This window comes from Veillonella parvula (assembly GCF_945949885.1).
GTDB lineage: Bacteria > Bacillota > Negativicutes > Veillonellales > Veillonellaceae > Veillonella > Veillonella parvula_B.
The window spans coordinates 1-26,556 of sequence record NZ_CAMFFZ010000025.1; the positions used below are offsets into that span (position 1 = coordinate 1).

The following is a 26,556-nucleotide window of genomic DNA, read 5'->3' on the forward strand; positions in this document are numbered from 1 at the left end:
GAGATCTCCAATATGAGTCTTTTTATTTGTCGCAATATATTTTACAATTCATCAATATAAAAAACATACTATAAATACAAGATTACTTATTTCTAACAATATTAAATGATGATAATAAAAAGACATAAGACAATCAAAGCCTTATGTCTAATATATTTATACTGGTGCGCCTAACCGGAATCGAACCAGTGACACGCAGTTTAGGAAACTGCTGCTCTATCCTACTGAGCTATAGACGCATGTACACTTTATTATATCGTTTTTAATAAAGTATACGCAAGACGTCCTTATTGTTGTAAATATTGATTATTCACTTGTTTTTGTTCTTCTGGGCTCAGGTTTTGGTAGCCTTTAGCCAATGCACTTACCCAAGATCCGTAAGCAGGGTTTGGGAATACCACAAAGGTAGTACCAAAGTCTTCTTTATGAGCATTGATGATGCTATTTCTTTCAGCTAGTGTCTTACCTTTTGTGCCGATTGGGAAATCACCGGCGTTATCGCCCATGTATACAACGACATAATATTTTTTAGCAATCATATCAAAGCGAGGTTGTTTATCAGAGTCTTTTTCGAATAGTAGTACATGGTCTTTATCAACAGAGGGGAATCCTAGTTCTTTAAAGTTCTGTATCGTTACATCAAGGTTTACAGGTGCGTAGCGGTTTGAAACATAGAAGATTTCTACCCCTTGTTTATGTACTTCATTTAGGAAGTCAACGGCCCCAGGCATGGCTTGCGATTTTCCTTGATGTACGGCTTGACGCCACCAAGGAGCATCGAATCGACCATTGCCATTAGCAATGCTTTCACCCATCAACTTGGTATTATCCACTACGGTTTCGTCCGCATCAAGAACGATAGCTAAAGGTTTTCTTTGATGAGATGGATCAGTAACAGCCCTCTTAACGGCATTCATTGCCACATTATACCCTTGATACGCCAACGCCCTGTACTCCGCAGAGGTGCGCATCCATAACAAGCCCATCGTTTCAGTTTCGGCTTGGTACTGTTGCTTTTGCTTGAGGGCTTCCTGTGCCGCTACATCATTAGCTACTACATTATTAGTTACTGTATTATTTGTTGTAGCACTAACTCCATCATTCTTAACTGCTGTAACAGTAACAGGCTGAACTGGTTGAGCCTGCGTTACAACAGCAGCAGAAACAGGGCTATTTGTTTTTACCTTAGTCGGAGAATCCGCTTGTACCACAGGCCCTATACAAAGGCTTCCTCCAATACAAGCCACCGCCACATACCATGCCAAACTACTAGATTTCATAACTGCCTCCTATTCACATGTAACATTTCGTGTAAATTCAACACATCATATAATTCTACATAGTTATACTAAAATCCTTTTAAAATTTGTATATTTTTAACACAGCAAAAGGGCCCTTGCTACACATCATTGATGACGCTTAATTTAGATGTGCTTAGCAAAGGCCCTTTAAAGGATTTTATTTGTTTTTGTTTATAAGATAATTGGTGTCAGTGTATAAAAAATTTGTGTAAACTTAGATCTTTTATAGATTTGTATTTTATATAAATGTAAGAGAGTTATTAGTTAAGAAGGTTCTTTAGCTCAATCGTTAGTGTTGTTTAGATATAATATCTATCAGCTTATTTTATATCTATTTTCTTATTTTACATCGCTGAAATCGATGTTCATCCCCAAGGCTTTAGCAACCCCTTCACCATAAGCAGGATCACATTGATAGCAGGGTTTTGCATGACGTTCTTTGATAAAATCAGGTACACCGTCCATAGCCGCTGCAGTATTTTCAAACAGGATTTGTTGTTTTTCAGGACTCATGAGACGGAACAATTTACTCGGTTGTGTATAGAAGTCAGAGTCGTCTTCGTAGAAGTCATATTGATAAGCTGCACCAGATACATCGAGAGGAGGATTTTTGAATTCCGGCTGTTCAGCCCATTCACCAAAGCTATTAGGTGCGTAGCCAATAGTAGATCCATGATTACCATCTACACGGCCTTGAAGCATTCTATCAGGAGAGAAGGAAATTCCCGGTACAATAGTGGACGGTGCAAATGCAGCCTGCTCCACATCCTGGAAGTAGTTTTCCGGATTCCGATTAAGTTCCATCACACCAACTTCAATCAATGGGAATTCATCATGATACCATACTTTAGTTAAATCGAATGGATTGTACGGCATATTGTTAGCTTGTTCTTCCGTCATCACTTGGATGCATAATTTCCATTTCGGGAAATCGCCGCGTTCGATAGCATTGAAGAGATCACGTTGGTGACTTTCACGATCACTAGCTACCACATTAGCCGCCTCAGCGTCGGAAAGATTTTCAATCGGCTGTTGGCAAACCCAGTGGAATTTAAACCCATATGCGCTCATCGTTTTCATTGATAAGACTGTATGTATGGCTGCCAAAACCATGCATTGTACGATAGGACTTAGGAATGCCTCGGTCACTCATTACGATTGTTACTTGGTGAATGGCTTCCGGCAAGCTAGTCCAGAAATCCCAGTTTGCTGTCGCATCGCGAAGGTTTGTTTTAGGATTGCGTTTTACCGCACGGTTCAAATCAGGGAATCGCGATTGTCAGGTACAGGAGCACCAAAGGCTGTTGTTAATTTCTTTTTATCACTCATAGTATAAACTCCTACTTAGAAATCAAAATTAAAGTAATTTACTTTACATAATTTTTAAATCATATATCTCAATTACGATAAAAGTTATTAATGGATAATTAAATACGCAAAACAAAAACACCTTGTTTCTACTAACTTGTAGATCACAAGGTGTTTTCATTCAATTTATGCCGGACGACTCCAGTCAACTTGTACGTCGATTGCTTCCCACATACGTGTTAAAGCTAACTTAAGATTATCCAAAGATTCTAATGGTTTCACGGTCAATCGTTCATACGTATCAAGACCTGTAGCATGCTCAATAGCATGTTCATTATTCAAGTAAGCGATTACCTTATCAACCCACTCTTGTTCAGGTAAATCTACGGACACTGTTTTTGTTTCTGTATCATAGGACAAGAAACCATTGCTGTTTACGCCATAATGAATGGCCACACGAAATAAACTCATATCTATACCTCTCTTGCGGTAATTTATTAACACTACACCCATATTGTAACACGAACAATTATATTAGCGAAAGTATTCAATATAATCTTTATAAGTCCTTTTTGACGGTCTTTTTAGGTCCTTCAATAGATGGGTGTGTATCTGCAATTGTAGACCGATTAGCCTCTTTAGTTGAGCCTACATCAACATTAATAGACTCCCCATCCTCTTGATCAGGCTGTGCATCCACTGCCGCTTTCAACTCTGACCGTTTTCTGCGTATTCCATTGTCTCCGTGAAAGCGTTGCCATAACGCCCCACTCATGACAGCGGTTTCACCAAATTTAGACTCTAAGGAGTCTAACACACTAGATAGCTTATCCTCTGTTTTATCCTGTGGGGATTCAAAGAGACTGTCTTGCATAGGAACCTCCTCATCGAGACCACTCACAGTAAGGCCTAATAAACGGATAGGACCAGGCGGATCCATAAAAGTAATCTCACTGGAACTACTATATTTAAAATCAGTAGATTTCACTTTCATAGTTGCCCCTAGTGCTTCTACGTCTTTCTTTGTACCTTTCGAATTCTTACTCGTTTTATCTTGCATGAGCTTATTCCACAAGAGCAGCGCAGTTTCAAAAAATACATGCTCATGATCTGACGGCGTATCTAGCCGCTTCTGCCGTGATACGGTAGTGAAATCATCATACCGAACCTTGATAGATACAGTATGTCCATAAAGGCTACGTCTCCGAAGCCGTTTCGATAAACGGTTTGCAAAGTACCTAAATTCTAATTCAATAGCACGGCCTTCTATGAGATCTTCTTCATAGGTTTCCTCAGCGCCAATCGATTGTATCTTTCGGTCTGTTTCAACAGGTCTATCGTCGATACCATTCGCAAGTTCCCATATGCGCTTTGCCTGATTTCCCACAAGAGGAATTAAAGTGCTTTCATCAGACAAAGACTGAATATGACGTATCAGATGAAAGCCACCAGCTTTCAAAATTTTCTCTGTCCGAGGGCCAACACCCCAAATACGTTTAATAGGCAAAGGAGCTAGCACCTCTTTTTCACGACCGTATGGGATGACCACAAGACCATCTGGCTTATCTAAATCAGAGGCTAATTTAGCAAGAAATTTATTGGGTGCTAAGCCTACAGAGATAATAAGTCCTGTTTTCTCGAATACACGATCTTTAATGGCTTGTCCTAGAGCTTTAGGACCACTATACATGGTAGACATGCCGCTCACTTCAAGAAAGGCTTCATCAATAGATAGAGGCTCAATATAAGGGGTGAATTCTTTCATGATGGAAAAAATTTGGTTCGACACTTCTTTATATCGATCCATCCGAGGATATACATAGATGCCATCAGGACAGAGTTTCTTAGCCCTCGAGATTGGCATCGCAGAGTGAACACCAAATTTTCGAGCCTCATAGGAACAGGTAGCTACAACACCACGTGAAGAAAGACCACCCACGATTACGGGGTGGCCTTTATACTCTGGATGATCCAGTTGTTCTATGGACGCGAAGAATGCATCCATATCAACATGCATAATCCAACGTCTCATTGTTACGCTTCTTTTTCGTGCTCAGAAATGCGGCAATATTTAATCTGCGCACAAATGCACTCATCTTTAGTTTTATATAATTGAGGGAGAATATCTAAAATATCGGCAAATGTAGCTTCATTAATGGAGTAACGCGTCCATAAACCATTACGTTGAGAGTTGACTACACCTGCATCAATTAAGATTTTCATGTGGTAACTCAACGTAGATTGAGACAAATTGAAGCTCGCTAAAATATCGGCTGCACATAATTCATTGCAAGACAACATATCGATGATGTGTAATCTTGTTTCATCACTTAATGCCTTAAAAATCGTCGCTAAACGTTCGTAAGAAACTTCAACCATATCTTTAACTCCTCAGATCCTTATCAAAAATATCAATCTACTTCTTGGTACTATTATATACTATTTCTTAATGTAAATCTATTTTTTTCTTTATATTTGTATCTTAATAATTTATTATGAATACAAAAAAATTATAGATAAGTAAATTTCATCTCATTATAAACTAATTTAAGCACGTATTTCTTTGTATAAAATGAATATTTTAAACAAATTTTCATTTTATAGGTTTATCTGAATATACATTTTTCTGTATATATAACAATTACGCTCTATTATTTATTATATATTTCTCGATATACTCACTCTTTAATAACTATATAGCATACTTCGATATGCCGCACCACTGTAGCAACCTAAAGGATTAGATATAGAGTATCCACGTTTATATTCTACATCTATTCAACACAAAAGACCCCTCTACGAGGGGCCATATCTGTATAATTCTATAAATCGATTGCATAGCGAAAAATATTAAAATGTATAATATTATATCAATGCTACCAAATACAAATTTTCTATTATATCAAATTAATATAGCTTAGAATACATTTACTAAGTCGATAGTTTGGCTACGGTTAGGGCCAACGGATACGATACCCAAAGGTACACCTGTTACTTCAGCAATGCGTTCTACATATTTACGAGCATTTTCAGGCAATTTATCATATTCACGTATACCAGAGATATCTGTTTCCCAACCGGGCAATGTTTCGTAAACTGCTTCACATGCTTCAAGATCTTTCAAATTAGCTGGGAAACCTTCTACGTCTTTACCATTTAATTTGTAACCTACACAGATTTTCAATTCTTTAAAAGTATCAAGAATATCCAAACGTGTAATAGCTAAGTAATCAAGGCTGTTAAGACCTGCTGCGTATTTTACAACCATGAGGTCTAACCAACCACAACGACGAGGACGACCCGTTACAGTGCCGAACTCATGACCAAGTTCACGAAGGTTATCGCCAGTTTCGTTAAGAAGCTCTGTAGGGAACGGGCCCGCACCAACACGTGTAGCATACGCTTTTACAACGCCAAAGATGTTTTTCAAGTAGTTAGGACCTACACCAGCGCCCGTGGAAGCGCCACCTGCAATTGGATGAGAGGATGTTACAAATGGATATGTACCATGATCAAGGTCAAGCATAGTAGCTTGAGCACCTTCGAACAATACCTTTTTATCCTCTTTTACAGCTTTAAGAACAGTCGCATTAGTATCTGTTACATAAGGCTTCAACGCTTCAGCGTATTTGATGTAATCCGCTAAGATTTCATCGTAGTTAACAGGTTCAGCATCGTATACCTTCGTAAGCATTTTATTTTTGAACTCTACATTGTACGCTAATTTTTGTTTAAATGCTTCCATATCATACAAATCGCAAATACGGATACCGATACGATTGATTTTATCAGCGTAACAAGGACCAATACCATTTTTAGTAGTACCGATTTTAGCATCCCCTTTAGATGCTTCTTCCGCAGTATCTAGAGCGATATGGTATGGCATAATGACATGTGCACGGTCGGAAATTTGAAGGGATTTAGCAGATCTGCCTTGCTTTTCAAGGCCTTCAATTTCTTGTAACAAAACTTTAGGGTCGATAACAACACCAGTACCCACAATATTTTGTTTGTTATCGTATAAGATACCACTTGGCAAAAGGCGAAGTGCAAACGCTTTATCATCAACTACAACAGTATGACCCGCGTTATTACCACCTTGACTGCGCACCACAACATCCGCACGTTCTGCGATCCAGTCAACGATTTTACCTTTACCCTCGTCACCCCATTGAGTGCCGATAACCATACTTGTTGCCATATCTATATCCTCCATATGAAAGTCTAAATAATTCAATATCATTATACAACAATGTTCGGATTCTGTGAAAGCATTTATACAAATTCAATCTTTAGTTTCTTGCCAAAAGCGTGGGCTATTTTGGTTCTTTTAACCAAAAGCTCATAAGTAAGCCTATAACCCCTACAGGGATCAGTGTCATCAATGCCGTTTGTACGTCATAAATATCTGCTAGATGTCCTACATAAGGTGCCACAAGGCCACCTAAGGTAATGCCAAGGCCTAGCGTAATACCAGATGCAAAGCCCGCATTTTTAGCAAGATATTTTTGACCTAACACCGTAATTGGCCCGTATTGTGAGAACACACCAAAGGCCATCGGTATCATGGCACCAAAGAAGCCCCAAATATTAGGCACAAATATAAATACTAAAACAGAAGGCAAGAAAATCAGATTACCTAAGCGTACAGTTTTAAGAAATCCAAGTCTATCAGATAAAGCCCCTCCCATATAGGTAAGAACGGCCCCCATCGCAAAGTACGCAGTAAGGGCCAAACTAGATGCACTAGCTTCACCATTAATAACGGTAATATACAAAATAGGAATAAAGATAGCCAATACAGAGAAGAGTATAGATCGAGAAGCAATCACAAAAAATAACTTACCAAAGCTCGCCCACTCATTTGTAGCAGTACTAAGAACCTTAGAACGACTTTCACGGTTACCAGTATCAGCAGTATCAGCAGTATCATCGGTATCAGCTTCACCCTCGCCCATAAAGGCATAGAGATATAGCAATACGCCAAGTAGCGCGATAATCGTAAATACCCAAAGGAATTGTCCCCCAAAGACGTAAACGCCACCAGCGATAAAGGGTCCCAACGCAAAACCAGCGCTACCACCGACTGCAAAGCGCCCCATAGCATTACCAAGCTCATGAGATTGCGTACGATTTACCAGTAGAGCCGCCTCGGGATGGAATAACGCTGCCCCTACACCGGCCAGGAGCGACAAAGCAAGAATCATTTCGTAACTCGTAGCCAATGCCATAGCACTAATAGACACGAGAGTCACCGTAAACCCAACGGGAATAAACCATGGCACGCGCCACCGATCTGCTACATAACCCAATATGGGCTGTGCGATGGAGGCCACCACGGTGTTACAGAAGATAATCGTCGCCGATTGATAATAATTAAGTCCAAAGTTAGCAATGAAAAACGGTATGAGTGCCGCTAGCGAACCTTGACCGAGGTCATTAATACAATGAAAAATAGGCGGTCCGTACTTTCGTATGATACGTTTCATATAACCTCCTAATACAAAACAGGTAGGCACAGTCAACGCCTATTGCATGTACCATTGTACCATAGGCTGGTTGGTCTATACCTACCCTAATTTTATATGTTATGTGGAAAGCGCCTACAATTATAGGCCAAAACGAGCCATGATTGTATCTACATGTCTTAGCAATTTATATGGGTCGAAGCATGCATCAATTTCCTCATCAGTCATGTATTTCTTAATATTTTCATCAGCTTTTAAACCTGTTGCAAAGTCTTTGCCTTCAAGCCAGCGTTCCATAGCATGTTTTTGAACCCAACGGTATGCTTCGTCACGTACTGCACCTTTATCTACAAGGTGTGTCAAAATTGTTTGGCTAAATACGAGTCCCCCTGTGAGGTTAAGATTTTTAAGCATGGTTTCAGGGTATACCAACAATTTATCAATGGTGTGAATTGTTAGATGCAGCATATAATTTAACGCGATTGTCGCATCCGGCAAAATCACGCGTTCTACAGAGCTATGAGAAATATCGCGTTCATGCCATAACGCTTGGTCTTCGAAAGCAGATTGAGCGTAGCCACGAAGCAAGCGAGCCATACCGCAAATTCTTTCACATGTGATAGGATTGCGTTTGTGAGGCATCGCAGAGGAACCCTTTTGTTTAGGGCTGAAATATTCTTCCGCTTCGCGTACCTCTGTACGTTGTAAGTGACGGATTTCCAATGCGATTTTGTCTAATGTACCGCCTACAACAGCGATGATAGACAACAACTCAGCATGGCGGTCACGTTGCACCACTTGCGTAGCAATTTTAACAGGTTCAAGACCTAATTTTTCACACACATATTGTTCTACGAATGGATCGATATTGGAGTATGTACCAACAGCGCCAGACAATTTACCAACGGCAACGCTTTTACGCGCATGCTCCATGCGTTCAATATCACGTTCTACCTCTGCCATCCACAACGCCAATTTCAAACCGAATGTAGTTGGTTCGCCGTGTATGCCGTGGGTACGGCCAATCATAGGAGTATATTTGAACTCAGCTGCACGACGACGCAACACTTCGTGCAAACGCTTTAAGTCATCAATTAAGATATCGCAGGCTTGTTTCATCATGTACCCAAGCGCCGTATCTTTCACATCTGTAGAGGTAAGGCCAAGATGGATGTATTTAGCCGCTTCAGGACCTACGTATTCGCCCACTGCTGTTACGAAGGAAATGATATCATGGTTCGTTTCCTTTTCGATTTCATGAATGCGCTCAACGTCGAAATTTCCCTTTTCCCGGATTGTTTTCGCCGCTTCTTTAGGAATAACGCCCAACTCAGCTTGTGCCTCAGATGCGAGGGTCTCCACCAATAACATTGTGTCGAATTCGTTGCGTTCGCTCCAAATATGGCCCATTTCTTCTCGTGTATAACGTGGTATCATGATGTCTCCTTTGCATGATAAAAGCTAGATTTATAGGATTATTGTACCATATGTGAAAGCTCCATTCAACGAAAGCGCCTAAATTTTCCGAATGATAATTATATTAATTTTACTTATCGTTCGTATTTAATTGCCCAATCCTAGGAAAAAGGATACACATATTGAACTATAGACTCTAAAATAGGGAAAAGCAAATACAATAATACTATTAACAACATAGGTAAAAATAACTTGAACCATATTCTCTCTCTCTTTAATTTTTCATATGGTCATATAGTAATAAATTAATTTATAATATAGCATAGCTATACATTGTAATATTGTGATATATAATAAACATAAGACTAAATGTACTGCGAATAATTGCTCAATCTACACACGAGCTTTATACTAATAGTAACAAACATTTTTACTATGGGGGAGGCTTTCATGGCAACTTTAAATCGTAAAGAACGCCGCGCACAGCGCAACGAATCTAATACTATAGGTATTCTATTACGTCTATTCTTTGGGCTCAGCTTTATCGGCTTGGCGGTAGTCCTTTTGGGCAAGTTTGATTATAACTTCATCTTCCCCATTTTTACCGCAGATATTGTGGTGTCTTTAATTTACGTAATGATGAATAAATCCCGCATTACTACATCTCTAGCGGTACATACTAACGTACGCGTTATCATTGCATTTCTCATCATGTTGATTACCATGTTCTTCTACGCTTTTGCATTGTGGCGAGCTGATCAATTCAGCCCCCCTATGCAAGTCACATTATTCATCGGCGGCGCCATCGTATATCTAGCCGTCTTCAACTCTACGAAAACGATGCTTACCAATCAAAATTAATACAATCATTTATTATAACCATAACAAAGAGGCATATCACATACTAATGTATGTAAGATATGCCTCTTTATTGTCCTAAAACAACAGGGACTGCTAGATATACAGGTTCCCCTCTTCGATTAATAATAGAACCACTGCTTTTAACGATGCGCATTGCTTCCTCTTTTACAGGTTGCGGCACATCTTCTGCGATGAGCGGTGTATGTTCTCCCACGATGACATGTCCATCAACATCAAAGTTAACGCGCACTACAACCCTACCTGTTACGATTGACCCCTTCCCCTGTTCTTGTACAATTCTTAAATATTCTTTGGGGTTGATATCCGACTTTTGTAAAAGCGCTTGTTGCCCTGGCGTTAGGAGCCCCCAAGCAAGATCAGATAGGAAGGATAAATCACTAGCTTCGGCAAAGCCGTTTCCATTGGCATTCGGATCAGATGTTATATCCTTACCCATAGGAGCATTGTCAGGCTTAGAAAATTTACCATCTTTAGAATCATTTCCACCCGTAACTACAGCTTGTTCATTATTAGTTGTTTCCGATTCTATGGCCTTTGGAACGGCCCATTCGCGACGAGCATTAGATGTAGTCTTATTGGCATTTAAATTGTGAATGCTTTCATCACCTGTATTTTCCGTTACAAGGGGATCCGCCTTAGGCGCAGGCCCTTCCGGAGTCGGAGGTTCAACCGATGGCTTATCCTTAGATGTAGGCTCAATAACGGTAGTTTCCGCATCACTTTCACTATCCTCAGGCAGATGAAAGCTAACCTCTGCTGCATCATAAGCCACACCTGTTCCAACGATACCACGTAAGGAAAGCCCCATGCCAGAGATAAGCATGATTGTAATGCCTAAAGACACAATAAAAGGTTTCAGATAATGTGATTCAAACATGGAATCACTTCCGTTCCGTAGCGACGCTAATGTATTTAGCACCGTTCACCTTGAGCATATCCAAAAGTTCAATAACCTCGTTATAATACACATCTTTTGAGGCGCGGATAACAAAAGCTTGTTGAGGCACTTGTGTAACGATAGATTTGACCTCTTGCGCCAAACGATCCGAAGAAATTTCCTGATTATCAATATATAGCGTGTGCGTTGTAGTCAAGGTGATGGTGATAGGTTCGATAGACTTCGCCGTAGACGTCGATGCAGATGGTAAATTTAGCGGAATTTGTTGCTCTGTATTCATATACAGCGTGCCTACCATGAAGAATACGAGTAAGAAAAATACGATATCAATCATGGGAATAATCATGATGGTAGGCTCTTTTTTAACCCCTAATGTGCGTCGTCTCATATATCATGTTCCTCATTGTACGCGTCAAGGATATTACCGCACTCATATTCTAATGTCGCCACAGAATCGTTGACCTTTGCCGCACAGTAACTATGAAAGCCAAGCGCAATAATGGCCACGGTCAAACCTGTAGCCGTTGCCACTAAGGCCTCAGAAACACCACCTGTAATAATAGTTGGGGCCCCAATATCGCCACCTACCACAGCAAATGCACGAATCATGCCGAGGACCGTCCCCAACAAGCCCAACAACGGAGCCATTGTTACAACCATACTGAGCCAACTAAGGCCTCGTTTTAAACGTTCATCAGCGTACGACACTACATCTTGAAGGCGGTTTTCCAAGCCATTATAATTCTTTGCACTGCGGATAGCACGGGCAAATAAAGAACCAAGTTCCTCTGTATCACGTTCCAAAACACTTGGTAACATAATCCAAGATTGGTTCTTTTCTAAGACCTTATTAAAACGGCGCAAGTCCTTTGTAAACTTGCGATATAAAAAGATACGTTCAATGCCAATCATCAAGGTAAACAGTAAAAAAATCACTAGCGGATACATAACAAATCCACCAGCTGCAAATAAATGCGCTATACTACTCATACTAACCTCCAAAAGCCACATACCTTTAGGCTCTATCCGGGTTAATTATACCACGTTTTATCCCCTCTAAAACAGATAGGGAGCGCAAAACTAAAGTGCAAAAAGGCTGCACTAGAAATGATATACATTCTAGTACAGCCTTTTATGCGTTCCTAAATAGATTAGTCTTTTTTAATAAAGCCTACAATGAAGCCACCTACTGACAGTGCAATTCCTAAACCGCTACAGAACATGCCGATAGAATACCACAATGTGTAAGATTGGTTATTCTCAGAAATCGCCTTTGCTGCAGCTTGAGCATTTGTAGCGTTTCTCGCAATTTCCAAATTAGCCGCCGATGGATCTGGATTTAATAATAGAACCACAATACCAATAATTAGAACAACTACACCTACAGGTAATAATAATTTTTTGTTCATTTGAATACCCCTCTCATAACATTAACCGATAAATAAATATTATAACTTAATTATACACTGACTTTTGCATTTTAAAAAGATGAACTTATATATTAATCATCTTTTATTAGGCAATTAATCAGAACTAGTTATTATGACAGAGAAAAAGGCATAGTATACAACTACTATTGATCTAAATCCAACAGTGAAATTGATACTATGCCTTTTACAAATACATTTTTAATTATATCGAAATACATACGGTTGCTAACAGAGTTCGTATTAAGATAAGTTATGCCGGCTTATCTAATATGTATTTAGCAATACAATCCATATTTAACAATACAATATGTATTTACCGATCTACTTATTGCAAAGACTTATCGAACACGCCAATTAATTCTTCAACGGCTTGAGATTCGCTCATTTCACCGTCTAAGACAGCGGCTTCGACTTCGCCCATACGACCTTGAATGACTACATTGTTAAAGAATAGGTTGTGCAAGTGTTCGTCAATCATATCGCGTACCCAACGGAGGGATTGTTCTTGACGGCGTTTTAAGAAGACCCCATTTTCTTTGCCTTGTTCAGTGAACTCTTGGATAACATCCCACAATTCATCGAGGCCATCCTTTGTGACAGCTGAACATGTGTAGGCTTGAGTCTTCCATTTTTCCGTAGCCGGACGGATATAATGCAACATACGGTCGTAGTCGCTACGAGCAATGAGAGCTCGTTTGAGATTATCCCCATCAGCCTTGTTGACCACAATAGCATCAGCAAGTTCCATAACGCCTTTTTTAATGCCTTGCAATTCATCGCCTGCCCCCGTCAAAACGATGAGCATAAAGAAGTCTACCATGGAGCGCACAGTAACTTCGCTTTGCCCAACCCCAACGGTTTCAACGAGAATGATATCGTACCCAGCAGCCTCGCAAAGTAGCATAGTTTCTCTACTTTTACGAGCCACACCGCCTAACGTACCACCAGCCGGCGATGGACGAATATAAGCCTCAGGATGTTTCGTCAACGTTTCCATCCGCGTTTTATCACCCAAAATACTGCCTTTTGTGACTTGACTCGTAGGGTCTACAGCCAGTACGGCAACCTTGTAACCCGCTTCAATGAACATGTTACCGAAGGCTTCAATAAACGTACTTTTACCGGCCCCAGGCACACCAGTAATACCGATGCGCAATGCCTTGCCCGTACGAGGCAATACGGCTTGCAACACTTGTTGAGCTAGTTTGAAATGGTCCTTATTATTACTTTCTACTAATGTGATAGCCCGTGAAAGTATAACGCGGTCCCCCTGCTCGATACCGCGTACATAATCAGCGACAGTTAATTTCTTTCGCCGCTGTACGGGACGTACCGCTGGAGCCAGATGAGCAGAGCTAGATAAGAGGCCGTCATGCATTTCTTTAACGCCTTTCATTACGTGACACGCATAAGTGTCATCTTTCTTCGCTTCTTCTGGCACCCAGTCAGGACGATAGGTACTACCCTCTGTGCTTGCGTTTTTTACACCTAATTCAGGGGCCTTGCCTTCACCAGTGATGAAAGTTGCGTCCTGTGTATTGCGCAATTCATCCGGAGTAGACCGTTTGTTATCAGTCATGAGACTCGTCTTGAACGTGACTAGTCAATGTTTCTAGTAATTTTTTCGCCGCTACTGGCAAAACTGTACCAGGGCCAAAGATAGCCACTGCGCCATGTTCGCGTAGGAATTCATAGTCCTGAGCAGGGATTACGCCGCCGATGGCAACTAAAATATCTCCACGGCCCCGCTTGTTGAGTTCCTCTACAAGTTGAGGCAATAATGTCTTATGCCCCGCCGCAAGAGAACTAAATCCGACAATATGAACGTCATTATCCACCGCATCTTGTGCTGTTTCTTCCGGAGTTTGGAACAAAGGTCCGATATCCACGTCAAAGCCCATGTCCGCGAAGGATGTAGCGATAACTTTGGCACCACGGTCATGACCGTCTTGGCCCATCTTCGCAATCATGATACGAGGACGACGACCTTCGAGTTCTTCAAAGTTATCCGCCATTTGACGTACTTCTTTGATTACATCGTCATCTTCAAATTCACTGGAGTATACACCGGAAATAGAGCGAATAACCGCTTTATGACGACCGCATACCTTTTCAACAGCAAAGGAAATTTCACCCAAGGATGCACGGGCACGAGCCGCTTCAAGCGCAAGAGCAAGCAAGTTGCCTTCGCCCGATTCTGTAGCCTTTGTAATCGCTTCAAGACAGGATTGAACCTTTTCTTCATCCCGGTTAGCACGCAATTGTTCGAGACGACGAATTTGCGCTTCCCGTACAGCCGTGTTATCTACGTCGAGGATATCCAATGGGTCTTCTTTATCTAGACGATATTTGTTGATACCAATAATCGCTTCACGACCAGAGTCGATACGAGCTTGGCGACGTGCAGCAGCTTCTTCGATACGCATCTTAGGAAGCCCTGTATCGATAGCTTTCGCCATACCGCCAAGAGATTCGATTTCTTGAATATGACCCCAAGCGCGACGAATCAATTCATCTGTCAACGCTTCTACATAGTAGGAACCGCCCCATGGGTCGATAACCTTACATACCTTAGTTTCATCTTGGATGTAAAGCTGAGTATTACGCGCAATACGTGCGGAGAAGTCCGTAGGCAACGCAATGGCTTCGTCAAGCGCATTCGTATGTAGAGATTGCGTATGGCCCAAAGCCGCGCCCATCGCTTCCATACATGTACGAGCCACGTTGTTGAACGGATCTTGTTCTGTAAGAGACCAACCAGATGTTTGGCTATGTGTACGAAGTGCCATGGATTTAGGATTTTCAGAGCCGAAACTATTGATAATCTTAGCCCACAACATACGAGCTGCACGCATTTTTGCCACTTCCATGAAGTAGTTTTTACCGATTGCCCAGAAGAAGGACAAGCGTGGTGCGAACTGGTCAACGTGAAGGCCCGCATTAACACCGGTACGGATATATTCTAGACCATCGGCCAATGTGTAACCTAATTCGATATCCGCAGTAGCGCCCGCTTCTTGCATATGGTAGCCGGAAATGGAGATACTATTGAACTTAGGCATGTACTGGGATGTATACGCAAAGATATCGCCGATAATGCGCATGGACGTAGCTGGAGGATAAATATAGGTATTACGCACCATGAACTCTTTTAAGATATCATTTTGGATTGTACCAGCCATAACCTTTTTATCTACACCTTGTTCTTCACCAGCCAAGATATAGAACGCCATTACTGGCAATACGGCGCCGTTCATGGTCATGGATACAGACATTTGATCAAGGGGAATACCGGAGAATAGAATTTCCATGTCGAGGATGGAGTCTACCGCAACACCCGCTTTACCAACGTCACCTACTACACGAGGATGATCGGAGTCATAACCACGGTGAGTAGCAAGGTCAAAGGCGATAGACAAACCCTTTTGGCCCGCTGCCAAGTTACGACGATAGAACGCATTGGATTCTTCCGCTGTGGAGAAACCAGCGTACTGACGTACTGTCCAAGGACGAGTAACATACATTGTGGAATAAGGTCCACGCAAGAATGGAGGTACACCAGCCATATAGTCAAGGTGTGTCATTCCTTCATAATCCATCTCTGTATAGAGAGGTTTTAGTTGGATTTGCTCCATTGTTGTATTATATAAATCTTCAAAGCTTTTTCCTGTTTCTTTTTGAAGTTCAGCAAGCCATGCATCGCGAGATGTTGCTGTCTGAGATCCCAAGCCAAGAGAGGAGAAGTCTGGATTTTTAAACATGAGCTCACATCCCTTTCTTATCTTGTAACGTATTCAAGATTTCGTAACAATTTGCACGAACAGAAATGAAGTCGTCCACGCCAGCTTCACGGTATACAGGTTCTAAGTCCTTAGGAGGTGCCCCTGCTAAAATAACCATTACATTCGGCATAGTTTCTTTCAATTCCTTAGCAAGTGGTGGTACCAATTCTGGATATGTATCATCTGTAGAACAGATAACGACAACATCAGCACCACTTTCACGAGCAGCTTTCGCAGCATCAGCCGTTGTTTCATGACCATCATTTTTGATAACTTCAAAAGCACCTACTTCGAAGAAGCCTGTGGAGAAGTCCGCCCGAGGTTTATGTTGAGGGATTGGGCCCATATTGGCCAAGAATACCTTCACATTATCTTTCGTACGTTGTTTATAATTCTCAGTGCGCATGCGAAGTGCTTCAAACTGTTCAGTCCAGCGATGAGCTGCAATGGATTCAATGGTTTCGGAAGCAATATCGCCAGCATCTAAAGCCTTCCGGATTTGACGTATTGTTAATTTTTGTAATGCACCGAGCTCAATAAGACCAATCAAAGCGCCTGGCTCTGTAGTACCTGCTTCTAGGGTAGCCTGTGCTTTCACAACCGCATCTGGCTCCGCACTTGCCAAGTACTCCTCGATTTGAGCAACCCGTTTTTGACGCAATGTTTCTTGATTTTCTGGTTTTGGATCAAGCAATTCTTCAGTCATGTTCGCATACATGTTGTTACCTACAGCCACATCTCTGCGGAATGCAAGGTTTTTGAAGCGTTCGTCAAGAACTGCTTTAACTTGAGCTTGTGGATAGCCTTCTTTCAAAGCAGCTACGATACCACCTTTAGCCTCAATAGTTTGGAACTCAGCCCAAATTTTTTCACATAATTCGGCTGCCAATGTTTCCACATACCAGGAACCGCCTACAGGGTCCACAGGTTGACGCAACTCGAATTCAGTTTGCAACATAACTTGGATGTTACGGGCAATACGGCGAGAGAAGTCGTCAGCTTTGCGAATTGGTTGGTCAAATGGAGACACTTCAAGGCTATTCAAACCGCCTACAACGCCGGAGAATGCCTGTGTCGTGTTACGCAACAGATTTACATACGGATCGTATACGGTCTTTGTGAAAGCCGATGTTCTGCCGTGTACATGAACGGCACGGTCAGCTTCTTCTGCACCGAAGGCCTCCATAATACGCGCCCAAAGCACACGCAATGCACGTAATTTAGCAATTTCCATGAAGAAGTTTGCACCCAAGGAGAATGTAAACATCATGCTGTTAGCAATAGTATGAATATCGATGTTCCGTTGTGCTAATTGACGCACATAGCAAACTGCTGTTGCCAATGCATAGGCAACCTCTTGCACATCATTAGCGCCACCATTAGCGTATACATCGCCAGATACAAGTACAGTTTTAAGCTCTGGAGCTTGTTCTTTAGCCCATACAACAGTATGTGCCATTTCATCAAAGGCTGTATCTAAAGACATATGCAATGTACCATCTTTAGCCCAAACACCAATAGGGTCTGCGCCAACGAGACCTTTCAAGTCAGAGGTCTGTTTTTTAGAGCCTTTCACCGTAGCGGCTAACATACCGATCAAGATAGCTGCAGAAGCACCTGTTTCAATGTATAAAGGATTTTCCTTTAAATTAAAACGTTCAATCAATTGGCTACAATCATCCATAGTAGACAGAGATGTACCGCCGATACCAACAGCTGCGCCTACTTGCACATCTTGATCATGGCGTGTTGCTTCATCAAGGCGAATATTGTGAATGGTGCCACCTTTTACAATTTCGTATAAACTTGCATGGTTAGCATCCTTAGGAAAGGATTCGTCTACATATTGGGATACGCCCCAAGAGTCTTTAATATAACCACTTGCCTTTGTGCCACGTAGGAACTCACCTGCTCCAGGATATACACCCTTTGGAATTTTTTCTCCATGCAATGCAGGCGTGTAAATTGGTTGTAACGTTATTCCCTCATAGGTTTTAGTGAACATCTTCTTATGGAAGTCGCCACCTTTTAACGCTTTTTCAACCTCGGCCTGCCATTGTTCATACGTAGGTTTCTTAAACTCATCAAAGGATACAGGTGCTAATAAATCACGTTCAGCATCCTTTGAAGTCTTTTTGTCAGACATATATGTGCCTCCTTTTCAACTCGAAACCATACCGAGAAACAGCGCACCGTACCTGCGAATTGTTAGATATATGAATCACTCGAGCTTTATCTTATTGGACCACATCAACCTCAAAATGTGTCCATCGGTTTAATGTCTATAAAACTTGACGCATATACTCAACATCCACTCTAAGGGCAATAAAAAACGTGCCACCTAAAGTGACACGTAAGGTTTCTTATTGAAAGGTACACTAAAAAATACTGTAGCCAGCATACCCCAATCCCCTTCCTATCGCTCGTAGGTACATAACGGTGATTATCAAATAGGCAGTTCTCCTGGCTCGGGATCATCACCTCGCTTTCGCCTTCCCAGATTACTCCAGTGACATATATGAAAGCAGGCTCATCCTTACAGTGGCGGGACCGCATCGGCTTATACCGATTTCTCTATTAAGTCTTACGACACCTATTCTCTATATTCGTTGTTCTAAGTCCAATATAGTGTAACAATATGCACAAAGTCAATGAACATAACATTTAATCATAAGTGCCAAAATCAAAGTTATAACTGAAAATCATATGCAATAACTAAAATGCATGGGTTAAGAATTAATGATATAATAAGTACTATCACGAGGAGGCATTATGGACCATACAAGTAAAAAAGGGTTAATCACAGCCCTTAGTTGTTATATAATTTGGGGCTTACTCCCTCTATATTGGGCATTATTAAACCATGTTTCACCGTATAATATACTGGCACAGCGCATTATCTGGTCAGGTATTTACATGGCGATCGTTGTATTTGGCCTACATTTTAAACAATTCAAAAAGGACTTTCAATTACTAAAAGAACAACGTTCACAACTATTCCTACTTTTAGTTGCGGCAGTCATCATCAGCGTAAACTGGTTCACCTACATTTGGGCCATCGCCAATAATCAAGTTATGAACACGAGCCTTGGCTATTACATCAACCCACTCTTCAATGTAGTATTAGGTGTCATCCTATTTAAAGAGGTTCTATCTATACCGAAAAAGCTGAGTGTCCTCATCGCTACCATCGGCATCGCCTTACTCACCTATCAAGTAGGATCCTTGCCATTAGTATCGATGATCCTCGCCGTTTCCTTCGGTCTTTATGGGGCTGTAAAAAAGAAACTGCTCATCTCTCCCTTTACGAGCATCGCCTTTGAGGCCTGGCTATTAACACCGCTAGCCTTACTATATACGACCATGGTCGATAATACCGTGTGGTCCTATTTCGGCACAGACTGGTATACAACCATGTTGCTCATAGCCTGCGGTCTAACTACATCTGTTCCATTGGTGCTATTCTCCTATGGTGCGCAGCTATTGCCGCTCAACCTACTAGGCTTCCTGCAATATGTGTCCCCTACCATTGCCTTGTTGCTAGCCATCTTTTACTTTGGTGAAAGCTTTGGCACACCGCAGATGATTGCCTTCAGTTGTATCTGGATAGCCTTAGTATTATTCTCCTTATCAAGCCAAATTACAACGCACATTAGCCTAAAAAAGTAAGGTATATCCTATATATCAACTAAAAAGCTGTATCAAATGATACTCTCATTTGATACAGCTTTCTTTTATATAGACGTATTAATCTAACTCATGTTAATCTAACTCATTCATATTGGTCGTATTCAGATTAGAAATGTAATGGTTATAGGCCTCAATCATACGATTATAGTCGTTATCTTGTTTTGAGCCCATATAGGTACGGATTGCACCAATCGTAGAGTTTACAGAGGTCTTAACAGAATCATACTTAGGACTAGTAATGCCATTTGATACATCACCAATAGCTTGCAACTCTTGATTGATAGCATTTACGTCTAGTTGTTTTTCACTATCAATCTTTTCTAGGACCGCAGTAAGTCGCAAATGAACCTCTTGTGCTGCAGCTGCATTTTTCTTGCCTGCATCACGCAATTGTTGTAACCGTTGTTGCAAGCGGTCCGTATTGATTTTATGCATAACATTATCAAAGTCAGCATAAATAGGAACAAATTGTTCATACAATTGAACATATTTAGGACCTAACTGTTGCTCCTTAGCATAGTTATCTGTGGTATACCCTTTAGATTTATAGTATGCATCGAGCTCTTCGGCCACCGGTGTAATTTCATTCAATTTTGAAAGCAACTTATCTAAAGGCTCCTTCATTTCATCATAAGGAATACCGGCTTGCTTAGCCTCTTCTAATTCTTTTTGTAGCTGCTTAAAGTTCGGCGCATTAAATACAGTTAAATGCTGCCCAGCTTTTAACTCATTAAGAGTTGGCGTATTCGCATAATCAAACATTACAGCCATGCGATTGTATCGACTTACAGCTTTCACATATTGATTAAATAACTGCACCTGATCTTGCTCAGACCGTTGCGCAATTTCCTTACGGCTCTGTTCAGTACCCTGCCATAACTCTGACATACTACAACCACTCAACAATAAGGGGGATGTTAATGTCGCCGCACACAACACAGCCATTACTACCCTTTTACCAAATGGTTTCATGATGAATCCTCTCCTTTCATCAATACACAATCTAATTTATACATATTAATTATATACTAATATGCTTTTTATGAATAGGACTAATATATAAAGGTCATGTATCAATTTTGTCAAGTGACTAATAGAATCAGGAAACATCATTTCTACTCTAATAGTATTATTAATTGCTCAATAAATTTAAAAACTATAACCCAACCAATATTTTAAATCGCCTATTATTGTGAAAGCGTTCAAAATGGTCTTGTTCGGCTGCAACAGCTTTTACAGAAGGATCTATTTGTATAGCCTTTTCTAGCCAATCAAGGGCCTTAGTATCATCCCCTTGGTCTGCATAAATGGTAGCAATACCATACACAGACCAAGTGTTACTAGGCTCCTTTTCCAATACCTTTTCAAACCATTGTTTAGAATCGTTTAACTGACCTTGCAATTTATAGACCATGGCCATGTTATAGTAATTAGCCACATTGCTAGGATCTAAATCATAAGCCTTTTTAGTATCTGTCAACCCTTTAGCTACATCACCATTTAATGCTGTTGCAAAGCCGCGTACAGAATAGGCTTCTCCGTTGTTAGCATCTTGTTTAATAAACGCAGTAGCTTCCTCTATGGCCTTCGTATACTCACCAGCAGATAAGGCTTGCTTTGCTGTAATTAGATGGTCATCTTGCTTGGTAGTCGCTTGGCTATTTCCCGCAGCAGATGTAGAGGAACCAGTTGCAGTAGCAGAACTAGTTGCATTTGATTCTGTTTTATTACTATTCGTATTTTGATTCAATCCACATCCCGTAAGAGCTATTATTAAAAGAAAGAAAAGCACAAATTTCTTCATTAAGAATTCTCCGATCATTAATTATATACAAGACTCCTTAGCATGATGATATAATATAAAATACCTCCCGAAAGGAGGTGGTATATTGCAGGAGCTGTTTTATGCACTCTGGGGCACCTTGCTTGCCCCTATTATTGTTGCCTTAGTTATAACTACCTACAGCTACTGGCTTAACAATAAGAACAAAAAATAAGCAAGAAAAAGGACGAGCTGCCACTCGTCCTTTTTTTGTTATATTGCAGGTAATTTCATACACTCTACTACCTACGTTTAGTATACCACATTTCTTAGAAAAATAAAGAATTAGCAATAAATCTCATAAAACCCCTAAAAAACTATTACTAGTTCTAACATAATTTGCGAGCAATATTAAAGCAACATTAATATAAACTACCAGTTACTTTAACATAAACTACTAGCAACATTAACGTAAATAGCAATAGATATACAAGACTTATTTCTTAGCCTTAGAACAACGATCTAATAGGAATGCAACGCCAACGAATGGGATGCCACCGCTTTCACCAAGACCGATTTCACAGGTAGAGCTGGAGCTTACGCCTAGTGTTGCACCGTATTCAGCGATTTCAGCAGCAAGGTCTTTGGTAGCACATTTGTTAAGTTCTGGTGTAAAGAACCCTTTTTGACCTGCAAAGCCATCGCATGCAAAGGATTTAATGTTGAATACATGGTCTGTACATAGACGAGCCAAATCTTCAATATATTGAGATTTATTCAAGGATTTAATCTTACATTGTTTGTGTACGATGACCCGTTCATCACATTTTTCAATATCGAGATGAGGTACAACGTATTTACACAAGAATTCAGAAATATCGTTGATTTCTAAGTCTGGCATATGTTTGAAAGCATGGTTGAAACATGCACTATGATCGATCATGATTGGATATTTACCGTTTTGAGATGCTTGCATCAATGCATCGTGTAAGTCCTTAACAGCGCGCTCATGAACGTCATCATAGTTTTCAAAACTCAAGCCACAGCAGAGGTTTTCGATATGTTGAGGGTAGATAATATCGATATGGGCCTTGTTGCAAAGGCTTTCCACTACTTGTTGCAAGCTGCGTTCATCGTCGTAACCTTGATTAGGTTTGAAGGCGCGGTTTGCACAAGTACTAAAGTATACAACCTTTTCAAAATTAGTCGGTTTAATACGGCTTCTCAATCTGTAACGATTGGCCTTAGGTGTAGTCTTAGGAATGTACGGAGTAATACCTGTTACACCATGTAAGCCTTCTGTAATCTTGGAAATCGCTTTTTGTGTAACGATAGAACCTGCAATACCTTCGAGACTTACGCCGGCACGAGCCATTTGAAGTGTAGTAGGGAAATTATCGTAAATCTTCTTAGCTAATTCCGGTGCTGGAGGATCGATGCGGCGCATGGATAATGCAATTTGAGCAGTATCGATGCTGAGCGGGCAAAGACCTTTACACATGGAGCACGCAGCACAGGTATCTACACCAAAATATTCATAGCCTTTTTTAAGTTCCGCAGCCAATGTGAAATTGCCTTCGTTTTCAAGGCGTTTTGTTTCACGCAACAATGCAATACGTTGACGAGGAGTCAATGTTAAATTGCGGCTTGGACAATGTTTTTCACAGAAACCACATTCCATACAGATTGTAAAAGCATCATCGATAACGCATTGAGCTTTAAGATTTTTCTTATACACATCTGGGTCATCAGTAATGATAACATCAGGATTCAAGATACGTTCAGGGTCAAAGATAGCTTTAATACGACGGTTGATTTCGTACGCTTTACGCCCCCATTCCATTTCAATAAACGGTGCTACCATACGACCTGTACCATGTTCAGCTTTTAAAGAACCACCGAAGCCAGAGACGCGTTCAGACATTTCTTTTACCAAGTCACCGAAGTTCTTAGTATCTTTAGAATCGCTGAAGTCAGGTGTAATGTTAAAGTGAACATTACCAGATAACGCATGGCCAAAGATTACGCCACCGTCTACGAAATCGTATTTGTGGAATAATTCGGTAAGCATTTCGATGCCCTTAGTGAAGTCTTCGATTTGGAAACATACGTCTTCTGTAATAACAGTGGTGCCTTTTCTACGTTGACCACCAACGATTGGCAAAATGCCTTTACGAATAGCCCACCAAGAATCGTATTCTTTAGGATCTTGGGAGTAAAGACTTGGAATAGCTGTTGGAATATCTTTCAATTTATCTTTAATAAAAGCTAAGTTTTCATCGACAGTTTCTTTGGAGTAGCTTTCAGTTTGGAACAAAATAGCACTTGTACCTTCAGGAACTTCGCGAACGAAGTCAGGCACATTGTCTAGCGATTGAACGGCCTTAAGGGATTGATAGTCCATCATTTCCGCAGCAACAACCTTGTCACGACCCATATTAGCCAAGGCTACAACAGCAAGAGATGCATCGTTCAATGTTTTAAAGAACATGAGACCGCAGCCTTTATACGGTACGTCCTCAACAGTGTTATATACGATTTCAGACACGAAACCCAATGTACCTTCAGAGCCGATAAATAAGTGGTTGATGATATCGATAATATCTTCAAAATCAACAAGGGAGTTCAGGCCGTAACCTGTGGTATTTTTGATTTTGTACTTATGGTGAATCAAGTGTGTCAATTCTTCATCGGCCAAAATATCCTTACGCAATTGTAAGATATCCTCTACCATTTGAGGTTTTTCTTTAAGGAATTGATCAATACTCTTTTGGTCAGACGTATCAAGGATGGAGCCATCTAATAACACAACGCGAATGGACCGAATTGTTTTATAAGAGTTTTGCGCCGTACCACAGCACATACCAGAGGAGTTATTATTCAAGATACCACCTACTAATGCTGTGGCAAGCGTTGCAGGATCTGGACCAATTTTACGATTGTACGGTTTCAATAAATCATTCGCATCGGAACCGATAACACCGCATTCACATTTCAAGGCTTTCCCATCATCAATAACTTCCATTTTCTTGAAGCCATCATTACATACGATGAGCACATCTTCACTGGAGCATTGACCAGACAAAGAGGAGCCGGCCGCACGGAATGTAAATGGTGTCCCACATTGTTGACACAAACGAATAAGTCGTCTTACTTCTCGTTCATCTTCAGCTTTAACAACTACCTTTGGTAAATAGCTATAGCAAGACGCATCAACGCCATATGCATAACGACGTAAATGATCGGTGTATACGCGACCTTTACAAATCTCATTTGCCTCCTTGGCAAAACGTTCATAATCTCTAATAAGTGTACTCACTTCTATTTCCTCCTATCCTTTCTTAAGGAATCTATTACTTTTAGTATACGCCGTTCTCATTCTCCTCACTATAATTATGCATAATTTATATCTCTTCTAATAAAAATCGATATGCATTACCCTTTTATTCCCTCAGTTGAAAGTACATCTCATTAGCATTATCATGTACCCATTTTTCCTCATATACAATCAAGAATCCTTATTTATTAGGCATGTATAGATATAGTCAGTAATTATATGCTAAAACATCTCTAAATAACGATTCGTACTACCTATAATTCTATAGTAAATACATTACTAATATTATGCATAAAAATAGTATGATTTATATATTTTAAATTTTTCATTCTCATTTATAGTTCTCTATGACTTTTAGTTATACCCTTTTATAAAATGCTGAAAATACAGAAAGCCCTCTAATGATAAACGCTTACGAATCACCATTAGAGAGCTTTACTAAATTATGCTTATTAAAGATAGATTAATTATAAAACCATATTATCCCAAAATACCAGATTTAAGAATGAGGCGTACCGCCAATGCAAAGACAGCTATGCTCATGAGGGCGAGGATAGCTTTTGCTTTGAGACGTTTTGCAATACGAGCACCTACTTGAGCACCAAAGATAGCGCCAATACTAGTAGGAATAGCAATACTAAATATAATGTGGCTTTCAATTAAATGTGTAATAACCCCCACCGTTGTTGATACGGCGAGAATAGATTGACTTGTGGCCGTTGCCATATGGGTAGGAAAGCCCATGAGATAAATCAAAGCCGGCACATGGATGAGGCCACCACCGATACCAAAGATACTCGAAATAAAGCCAACAAAAAAGCTAATACTAATACCGATAGGTTTACTATAGCTCAACTGCTCAAGAGTAAGGCTTTCTTCCTTTCTTTCCCCTTTTCTAAAATTTTTAAAACCAATCAATACGGATGCACACAGCATAAAGCATCCAAAGGCAAACATAAAGCCTTTACCAGAGAACCATCCAGACATTTGGGCACCTAAAATAGCCCCCGGGAAGGTAGCAAGACTAAAGATGATAGCAGCGTTAATGTATACCTTTTTTTGCTTAAGATACGCTATAGATCCAGAAATGGCGTTACACATAACAGAAAAAAGCGATGCTCCTACGACCATAGATGGAGACCACTCTGGGAACCAGTACATAAAGAGAGGCACAAACACAAGGCCCCCACCGGCACCGATGATGGTTCCAAGCATAGCTGCTAAAAAGCCAACTATGGTAAAGAATATATAGAATACCACTATATTATCAAGCACATTAAGA

The 26,556-nt window shown here is 40.6% G+C and carries 21 protein-coding genes, 1 tRNA gene, 1 pseudogene and 1 riboswitch; of the genes and pseudogenes, 3 read left to right on the plus strand and 20 right to left on the minus strand.

Annotated elements, in window-relative coordinates; all coding sequences use genetic code 11:
- Positions 1 to 162: 162 nt before the first annotated feature.
- The 9 genes and pseudogenes from Q7O55_RS07595 to purB form a co-directional block, all read right to left on the minus strand.
- Positions 163 to 239 (minus strand) — tRNA-Arg (locus Q7O55_RS07595).
- A gap of 48 nt (positions 240 to 287) precedes the next feature.
- Positions 288 to 1,280: a 5'-nucleotidase, lipoprotein e(P4) family gene (locus Q7O55_RS07600; protein ID WP_303929553.1), complete on the minus strand. Its 993-nt coding sequence runs from the start codon at positions 1,278 to 1,280 to the stop codon at positions 288 to 290.
- Positions 1,281 to 1,640: 360 nt separating this feature from the next.
- Positions 1,641 to 2,574 (minus strand): annotated as a pseudogene (locus Q7O55_RS07605) (catalase); the annotation flags it as partial.
- 221 nt (positions 2,575 to 2,795) lie between these two features.
- On the minus strand, positions 2,796 to 3,080 hold the full coding sequence (locus Q7O55_RS07615) for a hypothetical protein (RefSeq protein ID WP_004694573.1): 285 nt from the start codon (positions 3,078 to 3,080) through the stop codon (positions 2,796 to 2,798).
- A gap of 88 nt (positions 3,081 to 3,168) precedes the next feature.
- Positions 3,169 to 4,641, minus strand: a complete 1,473-nt coding sequence (gene dinB / locus Q7O55_RS07620) for a DNA polymerase IV (RefSeq protein ID WP_303929560.1) — start codon at positions 4,639 to 4,641, stop codon at positions 3,169 to 3,171.
- A gap of 2 nt (positions 4,642 to 4,643) precedes the next feature.
- The gene (locus tag Q7O55_RS07625; protein ID WP_004694570.1) at positions 4,644 to 4,988 is read right to left on the minus strand and encodes a helix-turn-helix transcriptional regulator; all 345 of its coding nucleotides are present in this window, start codon (positions 4,986 to 4,988) and stop codon (positions 4,644 to 4,646) included.
- Positions 4,989 to 5,526: 538 nt separating this feature from the next.
- Positions 5,527 to 6,810 carry an adenylosuccinate synthase gene (locus tag Q7O55_RS07630; RefSeq protein ID WP_303929562.1) on the minus strand — a complete coding sequence of 428 codons (1,284 nt, stop codon included), beginning with the start codon at positions 6,808 to 6,810 and terminating at the stop codon, positions 5,527 to 5,529.
- A gap of 115 nt (positions 6,811 to 6,925) precedes the next feature.
- The gene (locus tag Q7O55_RS07635) at positions 6,926 to 8,098 is read right to left on the minus strand and encodes an MFS transporter (RefSeq protein ID WP_303929564.1); all 1,173 of its coding nucleotides are present in this window, start codon (positions 8,096 to 8,098) and stop codon (positions 6,926 to 6,928) included.
- A gap of 120 nt (positions 8,099 to 8,218) precedes the next feature.
- Positions 8,219 to 9,514 carry an adenylosuccinate lyase gene (gene purB, locus Q7O55_RS07640; RefSeq protein WP_303929566.1) on the minus strand — a complete coding sequence of 432 codons (1,296 nt, stop codon included), beginning with the start codon at positions 9,512 to 9,514 and terminating at the stop codon, positions 8,219 to 8,221.
- A 429-nt stretch (positions 9,515 to 9,943) separates the two neighbouring features.
- On the opposite strand from purB, the gene Q7O55_RS07645 reads away from it, so the two are divergent.
- Positions 9,944 to 10,354 carry a CAAX protease gene (locus Q7O55_RS07645; RefSeq protein ID WP_303929567.1) on the plus strand — a complete coding sequence of 137 codons (411 nt, stop codon included), beginning with the start codon at positions 9,944 to 9,946 and terminating at the stop codon, positions 10,352 to 10,354.
- A gap of 67 nt (positions 10,355 to 10,421) precedes the next feature.
- On the opposite strand, the gene Q7O55_RS07650 is transcribed toward Q7O55_RS07645, so the two are convergent.
- The 7 genes from Q7O55_RS07650 to Q7O55_RS07680 all read right to left on the minus strand — a co-directional run bounded on the left by Q7O55_RS07650 (position 10,422) and on the right by Q7O55_RS07680 (position 18,631).
- Positions 10,422 to 11,252 carry a hypothetical protein gene (locus Q7O55_RS07650; RefSeq protein ID WP_303929570.1) on the minus strand — a complete coding sequence of 277 codons (831 nt, stop codon included), beginning with the start codon at positions 11,250 to 11,252 and terminating at the stop codon, positions 10,422 to 10,424.
- 4 nt (positions 11,253 to 11,256) lie between these two features.
- A complete protein-coding gene (locus tag Q7O55_RS07655; protein ID WP_303929572.1) occupies positions 11,257 to 11,661 on the minus strand; it encodes a biopolymer transporter ExbD in 405 nt (134 codons plus the stop codon).
- Positions 11,658 to 12,263, minus strand: coding sequence for a MotA/TolQ/ExbB proton channel family protein (locus tag Q7O55_RS07660; RefSeq protein WP_303929574.1), 606 nt, complete (start codon positions 12,261 to 12,263; stop codon positions 11,658 to 11,660). Before Q7O55_RS07660 ends, Q7O55_RS07655 begins: the two co-directional genes overlap by 4 nt.
- Before the next feature lie 161 nt (positions 12,264 to 12,424).
- Positions 12,425 to 12,682 (minus strand): hypothetical protein, encoded by a 258-nt coding sequence (locus tag Q7O55_RS07665; RefSeq protein WP_303929576.1) that lies wholly within the window; start codon positions 12,680 to 12,682, stop codon positions 12,425 to 12,427.
- A 346-nt stretch (positions 12,683 to 13,028) separates the two neighbouring features.
- Positions 13,029 to 14,282: a methylmalonyl Co-A mutase-associated GTPase MeaB gene (gene meaB / locus Q7O55_RS07670; protein WP_303929578.1), complete on the minus strand. Its 1,254-nt coding sequence runs from the start codon at positions 14,280 to 14,282 to the stop codon at positions 13,029 to 13,031.
- Positions 14,275 to 16,464 (minus strand): methylmalonyl-CoA mutase, encoded by a 2,190-nt coding sequence (gene scpA / locus Q7O55_RS07675; protein ID WP_004694550.1) that lies wholly within the window; start codon positions 16,462 to 16,464, stop codon positions 14,275 to 14,277. The genes meaB and scpA overlap by 8 nt, the downstream gene beginning before the upstream one ends.
- Before the next feature lie 4 nt (positions 16,465 to 16,468).
- A complete protein-coding gene (locus tag Q7O55_RS07680; RefSeq protein WP_303929580.1) occupies positions 16,469 to 18,631 on the minus strand; it encodes a methylmalonyl-CoA mutase family protein in 2,163 nt (720 codons plus the stop codon).
- Positions 18,632 to 18,920: 289 nt separating this feature from the next.
- Positions 18,921 to 19,097: riboswitch (cobalamin riboswitch) on the minus strand.
- Positions 19,098 to 19,257: 160 nt separating this feature from the next.
- Here Q7O55_RS07680 and rarD point away from each other — a divergent pair.
- Positions 19,258 to 20,154, plus strand: a complete 897-nt coding sequence (rarD, locus tag Q7O55_RS07685) for an EamA family transporter RarD (RefSeq protein ID WP_303929581.1) — start codon at positions 19,258 to 19,260, stop codon at positions 20,152 to 20,154.
- Between the two features lie 93 nt (positions 20,155 to 20,247).
- On the opposite strand, the gene Q7O55_RS07690 is transcribed toward rarD, so the two are convergent.
- Both Q7O55_RS07690 and Q7O55_RS07695 read right to left on the minus strand, forming a co-directional pair.
- The gene (locus Q7O55_RS07690; protein WP_058948292.1) at positions 20,248 to 21,147 is read right to left on the minus strand and encodes a DUF3829 domain-containing protein; all 900 of its coding nucleotides are present in this window, start codon (positions 21,145 to 21,147) and stop codon (positions 20,248 to 20,250) included.
- Between the two features lie 184 nt (positions 21,148 to 21,331).
- Positions 21,332 to 21,979, minus strand: coding sequence for a tetratricopeptide repeat protein (locus Q7O55_RS07695; RefSeq protein ID WP_303929582.1), 648 nt, complete (start codon positions 21,977 to 21,979; stop codon positions 21,332 to 21,334).
- 118 nt (positions 21,980 to 22,097) lie between these two features.
- Between Q7O55_RS07695 and Q7O55_RS07700 the strand changes: the two genes are divergently transcribed.
- Positions 22,098 to 22,172: a type I toxin-antitoxin system Fst family toxin gene (locus Q7O55_RS07700; protein ID WP_303929591.1), complete on the plus strand. Its 75-nt coding sequence runs from the start codon at positions 22,098 to 22,100 to the stop codon at positions 22,170 to 22,172.
- Positions 22,173 to 22,433: 261 nt separating this feature from the next.
- On the opposite strand, the gene Q7O55_RS07705 is transcribed toward Q7O55_RS07700, so the two are convergent.
- Positions 22,434 to 25,256 carry an FAD-binding and (Fe-S)-binding domain-containing protein gene (locus tag Q7O55_RS07705; RefSeq protein WP_303929583.1) on the minus strand — a complete coding sequence of 941 codons (2,823 nt, stop codon included), beginning with the start codon at positions 25,254 to 25,256 and terminating at the stop codon, positions 22,434 to 22,436.
- 498 nt (positions 25,257 to 25,754) lie between these two features.
- Positions 25,755 to 26,549 (minus strand): sulfite exporter TauE/SafE family protein, encoded by a 795-nt coding sequence (locus Q7O55_RS07710; RefSeq protein WP_303929584.1) that lies wholly within the window; start codon positions 26,547 to 26,549, stop codon positions 25,755 to 25,757.
- Positions 26,550 to 26,556 lie beyond the last annotated feature (7 nt).

Coding starts and splice junctions, on each gene's coding strand:
- dinB (WP_303929560.1), bottom strand. CDS start 4,641: ATGAGACGTTGGATTATGCATGTTGATATGGATGCATTCTTCGCGTCC.
- Q7O55_RS07655 (WP_303929572.1), bottom strand. CDS start 11,661: ATGAGACGACGCACATTAGGGGTTAAAAAAGAGCCTACCATCATGATT.
- Q7O55_RS07680 (WP_303929580.1), bottom strand. CDS start 18,631: ATGTCTGACAAAAAGACTTCAAAGGATGCTGAACGTGATTTATTAGCA.
- Q7O55_RS07665 (WP_303929576.1), bottom strand. CDS start 12,682: ATGAACAAAAAATTATTATTACCTGTAGGTGTAGTTGTTCTAATTATT.
- Q7O55_RS07635 (WP_303929564.1), bottom strand. CDS start 8,098: ATGAAACGTATCATACGAAAGTACGGACCGCCTATTTTTCATTGTATT.
- Q7O55_RS07600 (WP_303929553.1), bottom strand. CDS start 1,280: ATGAAATCTAGTAGTTTGGCATGGTATGTGGCGGTGGCTTGTATTGGA.
- Q7O55_RS07625 (WP_004694570.1), bottom strand. CDS start 4,988: ATGGTTGAAGTTTCTTACGAACGTTTAGCGACGATTTTTAAGGCATTA.
- scpA (WP_004694550.1), bottom strand. CDS start 16,464: ATGTTTAAAAATCCAGACTTCTCCTCTCTTGGCTTGGGATCTCAGACA.
- Q7O55_RS07660 (WP_303929574.1), bottom strand. CDS start 12,263: ATGAGTAGTATAGCGCATTTATTTGCAGCTGGTGGATTTGTTATGTAT.
- rarD (WP_303929581.1), top strand. CDS start 19,258: ATGGACCATACAAGTAAAAAAGGGTTAATCACAGCCCTTAGTTGTTAT.
- Q7O55_RS07630 (WP_303929562.1), bottom strand. CDS start 6,810: ATGGCAACAAGTATGGTTATCGGCACTCAATGGGGTGACGAGGGTAAA.
- Q7O55_RS07650 (WP_303929570.1), bottom strand. CDS start 11,252: ATGTTTGAATCACATTATCTGAAACCTTTTATTGTGTCTTTAGGCATT.
- Q7O55_RS07695 (WP_303929582.1), bottom strand. CDS start 21,979: ATGAAGAAATTTGTGCTTTTCTTTCTTTTAATAATAGCTCTTACGGGA.
- Q7O55_RS07645 (WP_303929567.1), top strand. CDS start 9,944: ATGGCAACTTTAAATCGTAAAGAACGCCGCGCACAGCGCAACGAATCT.
- Q7O55_RS07615 (WP_004694573.1), bottom strand. CDS start 3,080: ATGAGTTTATTTCGTGTGGCCATTCATTATGGCGTAAACAGCAATGGT.
- purB (WP_303929566.1), bottom strand. CDS start 9,514: ATGATACCACGTTATACACGAGAAGAAATGGGCCATATTTGGAGCGAA.
- Q7O55_RS07690 (WP_058948292.1), bottom strand. CDS start 21,147: ATGAAACCATTTGGTAAAAGGGTAGTAATGGCTGTGTTGTGTGCGGCG.
- meaB (WP_303929578.1), bottom strand. CDS start 14,282: ATGACTGATAACAAACGGTCTACTCCGGATGAATTGCGCAATACACAG.